This window comes from Rhodococcus sp. WY5, assembly GCF_018588185.1.
GTDB lineage: Bacteria > Actinomycetota > Actinomycetes > Mycobacteriales > Mycobacteriaceae > Rhodococcus_F > Rhodococcus_F qingshengii.
In genome coordinates this window covers 548,532-557,500 of sequence record NZ_JAAMPR010000001.1, presented here as the reverse complement: position 1 = coordinate 557,500, position 8,969 = coordinate 548,532, and the positions used below count along the sequence as shown (strand labels likewise).

The following is an 8,969-nucleotide window of genomic DNA, read 5'->3' as shown; positions in this document are numbered from 1 at the left end:
TCGGGTCTCGAGTTGGTGGATGCATGGGACCTGATCTGGTAGTAGCCAAGCGATGGGGTGACGCAGGAAGGTAGCTGAGCCAGTCAGTGGTAATACTGGTGTAAGCGTGTAGGGCGTGACCTAGGCAAATCCGGGTCGCACATAGCCTGAGACGTGATGCGTAGCCGATTGAGGCGAATTCAGTGATCCTATGCTGCCGAGAAAAGCCTCTAGCGAGCTTTCACACGGCCCGTACCCCAAACCGACACAGGTGGTCAGGTAGAGAATACTAAGGCGATCGAGATAACTATGGTTAAGGAACTCGGCAAAATGCCCCCGTAACTTCGGGAGAAGGGGGGCCCTGTCTGGTGACGACATTTACTGTCTGAGCTGGGTGGGGCCGCAGAGACCAGTGAGAAGCGACTGTTTACTAAAAACACAGGTCCGTGCGAAGTCGTAAGACGATGTATACGGACTGACGCCTGCCCGGTGCTGGAAGGTTAAGAGGACCGGTTAGTTCCTTCGGGAGCGAAGCTGAGAATTTAAGCCCCAGTAAACGGCGGTGGTAACTATAACCATCCTAAGGTAGCGAAATTCCTTGTCGGGTAAGTTCCGACCTGCACGAATGGCGTAACGACTTCTCAGCTGTCTCAACCGTAGACTCGGCGAAATTGCATTACGAGTAAAGATGCTCGTTACGCGCGGCAGGACGAAAAGACCCCGGGACCTTCACTACAGCTTGGTATTGGTGTTCGGTTCGGTTTGTGTAGGATAGGTGGGAGACTGTGAAGCGGTGACGCCAGTTATCGTGGAGTCGTTGTTGAAATACCACTCTGATCGAATTGAACCTCTAACCTCGGACCATGATCTGGTTCAGGGACAGTGCCTGGTGGGTAGTTTAACTGGGGCGGTTGCCTCCCAAAATGTAACGGAGGCGCCCAAAGGTTCCCTCAGCCTGGTTGGCAATCAGGTGTCGAGTGCAAGTGCACAAGGGAGCTTGACTGTGAGACTGACAGGTCGAGCAGGGACGAAAGTCGGGACTAGTGATCCGGCACCGGCAAGTGGAAGCGGTGTCGCTCAACGGATAAAAGGTACCCCGGGGATAACAGGCTGATCTTCCCCAAGAGTCCATATCGACGGGATGGTTTGGCACCTCGATGTCGGCTCGTCGCATCCTGGGGCTGGAGTAGGTCCCAAGGGTTGGGCTGTTCGCCCATTAAAGCGGCACGCGAGCTGGGTTTAGAACGTCGTGAGACAGTTCGGTCTCTATCCGCCGCGCGCGTTAGAAACTTGAGGAAGGCTGTCCCTAGTACGAGAGGACCGGGACGGACGAACCTCTGGTGTGCCAGTTGTTCCGCCAGGAGCACCGCTGGTTAGCTACGTTCGGAAGGGATAACCGCTGAAAGCATCTAAGCGGGAAGCCTGTTCCAAGATGAGGTTTCTCACCCCCTCGAGGGGGTAAGGCCCCCGGCAGACCACCGGGTTGATAGGCCAGAACTGGAAGTGCAGTAATGCATGCAGGTGACTGGTACTAATAGGCCGAGGACTTACCACAAAGAAGCTACGCGTCCACTGTGCGGTATCTGAAACAACACACAGATACTGATGAGAAACCCTGTTTTCTCCATCCCCCAACACCAGAAACTGGTGTTGACGGGTGGTGAAACCAGGTGATCAGAAGAAGGTTACTGTGACAGTTTCATAGAGTTACGGCGGTCATAGCGAAGGGGAAACGCCCGGTCCCATTCCGAACCCGGAAGCTAAGCCCTTCAGCGCCGATGGTACTGCACTCGACAGGGTGTGGGAGAGTAGGACACCGCCGAACACACATTAGAGAATCCCCCCAACCAGTACTGGTTGGGGGGCTTTCTCGTACCCAAAACACCCCCCCGACTTCGGGCGAACGGCACGTCCGTCGCCTCAGATCGACCGAACGTACCGTTCACACCATCAGGGGCGGGAGCACAGCGGGCTCACCACCCCGTCCGGGATCGAGTGAACGACACTCTCACCCTCTTCAGCGAGGGGAACGGTACGTTCACACCATCAGGGCAGGGCAGGGCAGGGCAGGGCAGGGCAGGGCAGGTGAGCGGATGGGCAGATCCGACAGGCGTTATCGCAGAGTCGCCTGCAGCACCTCGCAGAGCACATCCAGCGTCCTCGAGTACTGCGACTGCGTCGGCGTGCTGTAGCCGACGACGATGCCGTCACCGCCGACTGACGACACGTCGGGATGTCGGAAGACCGACAGCCCTTCGAGCCCGAGGTCGCGCGCCTGGGCCGCTGCAAGAACAGATTGTTCGGTGCCGGAGGGCAGACGGATCACAGCGTGAAGTCCCGCGGAGATCCCCTCGACCCTGACCTGGGGTACTTGCTGCGCAAGTGTCGCAACCAGTTGATCGCGTCGTCGTCGGTACGAGGTGCGCATCTTTCGAATATGGCTGTCGAATCTTCCGGATTCGATGAAGTCCGCCAAGGTCAATTGATCCGTTGAACTTACCCAGCGTTCGTAGGGTCCCTTTGTTGCGAGGACAGGTTCGATCAGCCTGTCCGGCAACACCATCCATCCGATGCGAATTGCCGGCGACAGTGTCTTGCTGACAGTGCCCAGGTACGCAACGTGCTGCGGTGCGATTCCTTGGAGTGCACCGACAGGTTTTCTGTCGTAACGGAATTCGCCGTCGTAGTCGTCCTCGATGATGACGCCACCCGTAGTCGTGGCCCATTCGAGAGCGGTCGCGCGCCTCGCCGGTGTGAGGGGACCGCCGAGAGGGAACTGATGGGTCGGCGTCAGCAGAACACTCTCAGCAGAAGTAGACGCCAATTCGTCTGTGCAAGTGCCTGATTGGTCAACCGATATGGGAACTGTCAGCAGCCCTTCGTCGGCGAGCAACTGCCGGTGCAGGTGAAGGCAGAAAGCGTCGACCGCAATTGTTCCTCCGAGTGCGCGGGCAAGGAGGGAGATCCCGTGACCCGAGCTGGCACTGATCACAATGCAGTTCGGATCGACGCGAACGCCTCTGGTGCGGCTCAGGTATGTGGTGAGGGCGTTTCGGAGTTCGACTCGGCCCCTGGGATCAGTAGTCGCGAACGCGTCGGTCGGCGCGGTGGTCAAAGCACGTCTGGCGGACGAAATCCATGCAGTGCGGGGAAACGCCGACGCGTCGGGCGATCCAGGGAGAAGGCTGTAGGTCCAGCGTCGTCGAGTCGGTGATGGCTCGACCTCGCGGGTGTGTGTGCTGGCGAGCGTGGCGACCAGGGTCCCGGAACCAGGCCGTGTGACAAGCCACCCAGCTGCGGCGAGCTCGGCATAGCAGTCCGCAACGGTGTTTCGGGCAACTCCGAGGTCGAGCGCGAGGGTGCGGGAAGGTGGGAGTCTGGTGCCGGGCTTCAACAGTCCACTGTCGATCGCGTCGCGAAGGGTCTGAAGCAGTGCAGCGCGAACCCCGATTCCCTGTGGCAGCTCGATATGTAGATCGAACCCAAGATTGGCCCACGAATTCACCACCGGATTGAACCATGTTTCCGGGTCTTTCCGGGATTACCGTTTGAGTTATGACTACAGCAACAGGACAAAGACTGGATATCGCAAAGCTGGCGCCCGAGGTCTACAAGGCGATGATTGCGTTGGATGCCGCTGCACGCAAGGGGCTGGAGCCGACGCTCGTCGAGCTGGTCCTCACGCGTGCGTCGCAGCTGAATCATTGCGCATGGTGCCTGGACATGCACACTCGCGACGCCCGAAAGGTCGGCGTCACGGAGCAGAAGCTCTACCTACTGAACGCGTGGGAAGAAGCGCGAGGGATGTACTCCGATCGTGAACGAGCCGCGCTCGCCTTGACCGAGGCCGTGACAGTCCTCACCGACGGTTTCGTTCCGGACGAGGTGTACAGCGAGGCTGCCGGCGAATTCTCGGACGTGGAACTGGCTCAGCTCATCAGCGTCATTTTGACGATCAATGCGTGGAATCGCATTGCGGTTACCACGAGGAAGGCGCCTCCGGTCCGAGACTGATCCGAGGCTCGTGCTCCGCTCTCCGGCAGGGCAGGGCAGGGTTCCGCCGTCGGAGATCTGGATAATCGACGCAAAGAGGACCAAAAGATTGGTTCAGGGTGTGAACAAAACCAACAGATTCTTTGAATGTGAGGCAAATCACATAATGTGAGTGGAGATTGTTCTGGGGCATCTACAAGTTGCCCGAATCCCGACAAAGCAGTCTCGGTCGGAAGTTTCCGGCGAAGGGGTCCGCATAGCGGGCCCCTTCTTTTGCGCGCGAGCTGAAAACGCCCCTTCCTGTGAGTTTCCCCAGAATGTCCAAGTTACCGACTGGCTAGCGTTGGCGAAATGTCGGGAATGTCGCGGTTGGATGAGCAGATTTTGGGGGGATCGCGATTGTTGTGCGGTTGGACAAAGGTTCAGTCATCTTCATGGCTAACTCGTCATCCGAATGTCCAAGCTGCGCCCTGGGTGCTCGACGATTGGGTGATCTTTCTTGAAACATGCACTACATTGCCATTCAGTAACTGGCTGATTGCCAAAAGTGATCGGCTGATCCTCTCGGAAGTGAGCGCTGGGTGGCGTGGTATTGGGAATCCAGGCAACCGTCCCGCTACCGAAATGTCTTGAAAGGGAAGCTTTGATGACTGTGTCTGGTTCACGGCGTAGGCCGCTTGTTCTCCGGCTCTCGCTAACTGCAGCTATTGCCGTAACGGTCGCCGGTAGTAGCGTTGCTTTTGCTTCGCCAGCTGTGTCCGCGCCGATGCCGGTGCGAACCGCGGCCGCTCCGGCGTTCACCGCCGGGTTGTGTGAGGGCACCGAGTACACGCCCTCGGAGCAGATGCTCGACATCTCCGGCATTCGGCTGGATCACTACAACGACGGCAACATCGTGCCGATGTACGGCACCACCGATCGGGGTACCTCGGCCGCGGTGGATGCTCCGGTCTGCGGTGTCCGCGACGTCGACGGAATTGCGAAGTCGGAATGGATGTACTGCACGGACTTCGATCTCGATCCGTGTGCCGGTGTCGACGAGAACGGTTTGCCGGTTGACAAGCACAACGACGAGATGGGTGCGACGGTGCCGTCTTCGGGCAATCCCGATCTGTCAGCCGACGATCTCGCTGTCATCAGTTGGTTGCTGCAGAATCCCGCCAAACTCGACGGTGTCGTTTCGGGAAATGGCAGCGAGGATGCACGTTCGGCGCGGCAGACGCTTGTGTGGTGTGTCTCGGACTACGACAATCCGCTGATGGCCGATTTCAAAAGCCTGTGCGACAGGAACATCGGAGACGACGAGCGAGCTCGCATCGTCGAGATCATGAACGTCACGCAGACGCTCGACCTCGTTCGCAAGACACCCGCGACGGGGACTCTGAAGGCCGGCGAGACTGCCGTTTTCACCCTGAATACGAATATGTACCGGAAGCCGATCACTGTTCAGTCCTCGGCGGGCACCGAACTGACCGTCTGTGGTGACAACGCCACGGCGACGTTGACTGCAAATCAACTGACGGTCGACGGCCGCGGCGACGCACCGACTGCTGTTGATCTTTGCCTCACCGCTGCGGCCGGCGGGGACTACTCGGTGACTGCAAGCGTCATTCCGGATTCGGTCGAGAACCTGCACTGGAACACGGCAGGCGCACAGTGCCAGATCTTCGCGTCGTTCGACACCGTTCGGCCGGCTTCGATGAATGCATCTGCCAGCGTCGGATATGCAGCAGCACCCACGACGACACCGGCAACGAGCACGCCGGCAACAACGACACCGGCAACGACCACACCGGCCACCACGACGCCTGCAACCCCGGTCGTTCCGATCGTGCCGATTGTTCCGATCGTGCCCATCGTGCCGATTGTGCCGGTCGTGCCTGTAGTTCCGGGTGCACCTGTTCCGTCGCAGCCGGTTGCAACTCCCGCAACTCCGGCGCCGTCGGCTCCGAAGCCGGCCACTGGCCCCCGCCCGGTTGCCATCGACGGTGGTGCTGCTGAACAGAATTCAGGCCGCGACGTCGCCGTCGCAGTGACGGGGCTCGGGCTTGTCGGAATGGCTGCTGCCGGAGCAGTTGCTCTCCGCCGCAAGCGATCCTGACACCAGGCACGTGTAGTAGACGTCGGCACCGATCACGCTTCGTGTGATCGGTGCCGACATTGATCAGACGCAGGGGGCGTCAATTCGCACGAGGTGCCGGGGGCGCCTCATCCCGCAGGAGACAGTTCGATGACCATGTACGAGTCGGATCCCAATCCATCCAATCCATACGACGATCCCAACCACGATCAGCCCGCGAGTCCAGGCAAAGGGCGTCGTGTCGCGTTCATTCTGGCTCTCATCGCGGTGTTGGTCGCCGGTGCTTCCATGGCCTTCGTCGGCCTGCGATCCTCCGATGACGATGCTGCGATCCCGCCGAGTCCGGGAGTTGTCATGTCGCACTCCGTGAATCCGGCAACGCCTACGGATGCGTTGATGACTCCCAACACCCTTTCGCTCGACCCGGTCGGTGTTCAGGCGCCGATCGTGGACGCCACCGTGCCGGAAGGAGTTCTCACTCCGCCGGAGAACGTCAAGAACGTCGGAATCTGGCTCGACGGTGCATCTCTCGATTCCGCCACCGGCACGACCTTGATTGCCGGACACGTCAATCTGACCGGCCAGGGTAACGGCGCGCTGTTCGACCTGGGCACGATCGAGCCGGGTGAAGTGATCCGTACATCCGACGCGACGGGTAAGAGCACGTCGTGGAAGGTGACTGCGGTGACGACGCGCCCGAAGGCCGATGGTGTGGAAGAAAGCGTGCTGGCCGGCCCGGAGGGCCCTCGTAAGTTGGCAGTCGTAACCTGCGGCGGCGAACTGCAATTCGAGGACGGTGTGGGCAACTACGCCGACAACGTCTACCTGTACGCGGATCTGATGGTCTGAGACACAGGAATGATTCCGACGGTCCCCGATCCCTCTTCGTAGAGATCGGGGACCGCCTGTTGGATAGTGTCGCAGGTATGGATCTTCACTTGTCTGGAAAGCGTGCGATCGTTGCCGGTGGTAGCAAGGGGATCGGTCTGGCAATCGCCAGAGGTCTGGCCGCTGAAGGGGTCGACATCGCGATACTCGCGCGCACTGAGCGAACCGTCGTAAGCGTTGCACGAGATTTGGTTTCGGAGTTCGGAATTCGTGCGATCGGAGTCGTGACGGATACGCGAGACGACGACGCGGTTCAGGCGTCGGTGCGGCAAGTAGTAAAGGAGTTCGGCGGCGTCGACATTCTGGTCAACTCCGCAGCGACTCCGTTCAGCGCCGGAAAGCCGACGGATTTCGAGGCGACCACAGACGACGTCGTGCGAGACGAAGTCGAAGTGAAAGTGCTCGGCTACCTGCGTACTGCGCGTGCTGTAGCGCCGTATCTGATCGATCAGGGTTGGGGTCGGATCATCAACATCAGCGGTTTGGGTGCCAGACAGGCAACCTCGATCGCCCACACGATCCGCAACGTCAGTGTGTCTGCGCTGACCAAGAATCTTGCAGACGAGCTGGGCCCCAAGGGAATCAACGTCACCGTCGTCCATCCGGGCGTGACGCGGACCGAGAGGTTGACCGCGCGGATTGCGCGCGAGTCGGAAGAATCCGGCCGCTCGCAGGCGGAGGTGGAGCGGGGTATCGCGACGAATTCGATACACCGGATCATCGACGCCGAAGAGGTAGCCGATGTCGTGACCTTCCTGGCATCGCCGCGAAGCATCGCGATCACCGGTGACGCAGTGGCAGCGGGTGGAGGAGTGCCAGGGCCGGTCTACTACTGAAATTGTGCGTACTGCTACCTGCCGGCGGTGGTGACGATCGTGTGAACGCGTCCGCCGCCGAGTCTCTTGCTTTCGTACATCGCCGAATCGGCGACTTTCTGCATGTCCGTGAACGCTGCTGCGCGGTCTTCTCCGGCGACGAATTTGTGGGTACGCACGGCGATTCCGATGCTCGAAGTCGACGGTATCTCGTCGGTATTCGAGTGCATTGCCGGTCCGATCGAGTTGAGCATCGGTCCGATGGCTGGCACGGAAAGTCTTTGGACGAGGATGAATTCGTCGCCACCGACCCGCGCGACGACAGCATCGGCGTGTGCCCAGGCGGATAACCGCTGCGATACCCGGAGAATGATGCGATCGCCGACGTCGTGGCCGTGCACGTCGTTGATCGTCTTGAACCGGTCGATGTCGATCGCGATCACGAGTAGTGCCGCAGATTCTTGACGCTGGAACCCCTCGAGTACCTTCTCGACGTGGCGGTCGAGGCCACGACGGTTCAAGAGGCCGGTGAGAGGATCGAGGTCGGAACTGGAAGCATCCATGCTGAGCATCGTCAGCACGATCTGCGAGATGAATGCGCAGACCACCAACGCGGTGATGACGACCAGTACTTTCGAAACACCAAGGGCTGGATCGCGATCCGGCCCGAACAGAATTGGCTGCGCAGCCACCGCGATCACAAGAAGCGAGAAAGCTATGTGCGCGATCTGCAACTTCGGGTTGTGGAAGTAGGCGATGTAGATGCCGACCAGAGCAAAAATGACACAGGTGAGCAATCGTGCGAGCTGGGAGGAATCTCCAACGACGGAGATCGTGACCGCGATGTCGCAGAAGACCACGAAACCGAACGAGCGACGCTTTGTGGGGCCGAAGACCCACCATGAGACTCCGACTACGAAGCACGAGATCACGACAGCAGTATTGAAGAACAGCGCAATCGTGCTTGTCGGACCGGCAGGGCTGAATCTGTTCAGTAGTGCGCACACTCCCAGTCCGATGACAATGATGCCAAGTAATAGCCGGGTGGCGGTCGTGAGGCCGTTGTCGCGGAGATAGCGAGTGAAGCGGTCGTATTGATCGGGAAGAATCAACCACTCGCGGGTCAGCGTCCTCATCGACTTCATCTGCGATGTCATGAGTGCATCAGTCCTCGAAGGCTGGAGCGTGCGCCATTCATCGCGAACTGATTCCTC

6 protein-coding genes and 2 rRNA genes (1 of these 8 only partly in view) are annotated in these 8,969 nt (G+C 59.5%); 6 read left to right on the top strand and 2 right to left on the bottom strand.

From position 1 onward, the window contains the following. Together G4D79_RS02505 and rrf are read left to right on the top strand one after the other, a co-directional pair. Nucleotides 1-1,534: ribosomal RNA gene (locus tag G4D79_RS02505) — 23S ribosomal RNA — on the top strand (it extends 1,600 nt beyond the left edge of the window). A 153-nt stretch (nt 1,535-1,687) separates the two neighbouring features. Next, nucleotides 1,688-1,804 (top strand): 5S ribosomal RNA (rrf, locus tag G4D79_RS02500). Nucleotides 1,805-2,092: 288 nt separating this feature from the next. Here rrf and G4D79_RS02495 read toward each other — a convergent pair. Further along, nucleotides 2,093-3,487, bottom strand: coding sequence for a PLP-dependent aminotransferase family protein (locus G4D79_RS02495; protein ID WP_099697791.1), 1,395 nt, complete (start codon nt 3,485-3,487; stop codon nt 2,093-2,095). A gap of 47 nt (nt 3,488-3,534) precedes the next feature. Between G4D79_RS02495 and G4D79_RS02490 the strand changes: the two genes are divergently transcribed. The 4 genes from G4D79_RS02490 to G4D79_RS02475 all read left to right on the top strand — a co-directional run bounded on the left by G4D79_RS02490 (nt 3,535) and on the right by G4D79_RS02475 (nt 7,776). Then, nucleotides 3,535-3,993, top strand: a complete 459-nt coding sequence (locus G4D79_RS02490; RefSeq protein WP_007727180.1) for a carboxymuconolactone decarboxylase family protein — start codon at nt 3,535-3,537, stop codon at nt 3,991-3,993. A 625-nt stretch (nt 3,994-4,618) separates the two neighbouring features. After that, nucleotides 4,619-6,073: a hypothetical protein gene (locus tag G4D79_RS02485; RefSeq protein ID WP_235867823.1), complete on the top strand. Its 1,455-nt coding sequence runs from the start codon at nt 4,619-4,621 to the stop codon at nt 6,071-6,073. Between the two features lie 129 nt (nt 6,074-6,202). Beyond that, nucleotides 6,203-6,901, top strand: coding sequence for a class F sortase (locus tag G4D79_RS02480; RefSeq protein ID WP_042922789.1), 699 nt, complete (start codon nt 6,203-6,205; stop codon nt 6,899-6,901). A gap of 77 nt (nt 6,902-6,978) precedes the next feature. Next, the gene (locus G4D79_RS02475; RefSeq protein ID WP_214514217.1) at nt 6,979-7,776 is read left to right on the top strand and encodes an SDR family NAD(P)-dependent oxidoreductase; all 798 of its coding nucleotides are present in this window, start codon (nt 6,979-6,981) and stop codon (nt 7,774-7,776) included. Nucleotides 7,777-7,790: 14 nt separating this feature from the next. Here the strand turns inward: G4D79_RS02475 and G4D79_RS02470 are convergent, their stop codons facing one another. After that, nucleotides 7,791-8,912, bottom strand: a complete 1,122-nt coding sequence (locus tag G4D79_RS02470) for a GGDEF domain-containing protein (RefSeq protein WP_099697789.1) — start codon at nt 8,910-8,912, stop codon at nt 7,791-7,793. Nucleotides 8,913-8,969: the final 57 nt, after the last annotated feature.

Excerpts from the sequence above, each read along its gene's own strand:
- G4D79_RS02490 (WP_007727180.1), top strand. The coding sequence starts at position 3,535 with ATGACTACAGCAACAGGACAAAGACTGGATATCGCAAAGCTGGCGCCC.
- G4D79_RS02485 (WP_235867823.1), top strand. The coding sequence starts at position 4,619 with ATGACTGTGTCTGGTTCACGGCGTAGGCCGCTTGTTCTCCGGCTCTCG.
- G4D79_RS02480 (WP_042922789.1), top strand. The coding sequence starts at position 6,203 with ATGACCATGTACGAGTCGGATCCCAATCCATCCAATCCATACGACGAT.
- G4D79_RS02475 (WP_214514217.1), top strand. The coding sequence starts at position 6,979 with ATGGATCTTCACTTGTCTGGAAAGCGTGCGATCGTTGCCGGTGGTAGC.
- G4D79_RS02470 (WP_099697789.1), bottom strand. The coding sequence starts at position 8,912 with ATGACATCGCAGATGAAGTCGATGAGGACGCTGACCCGCGAGTGGTTG.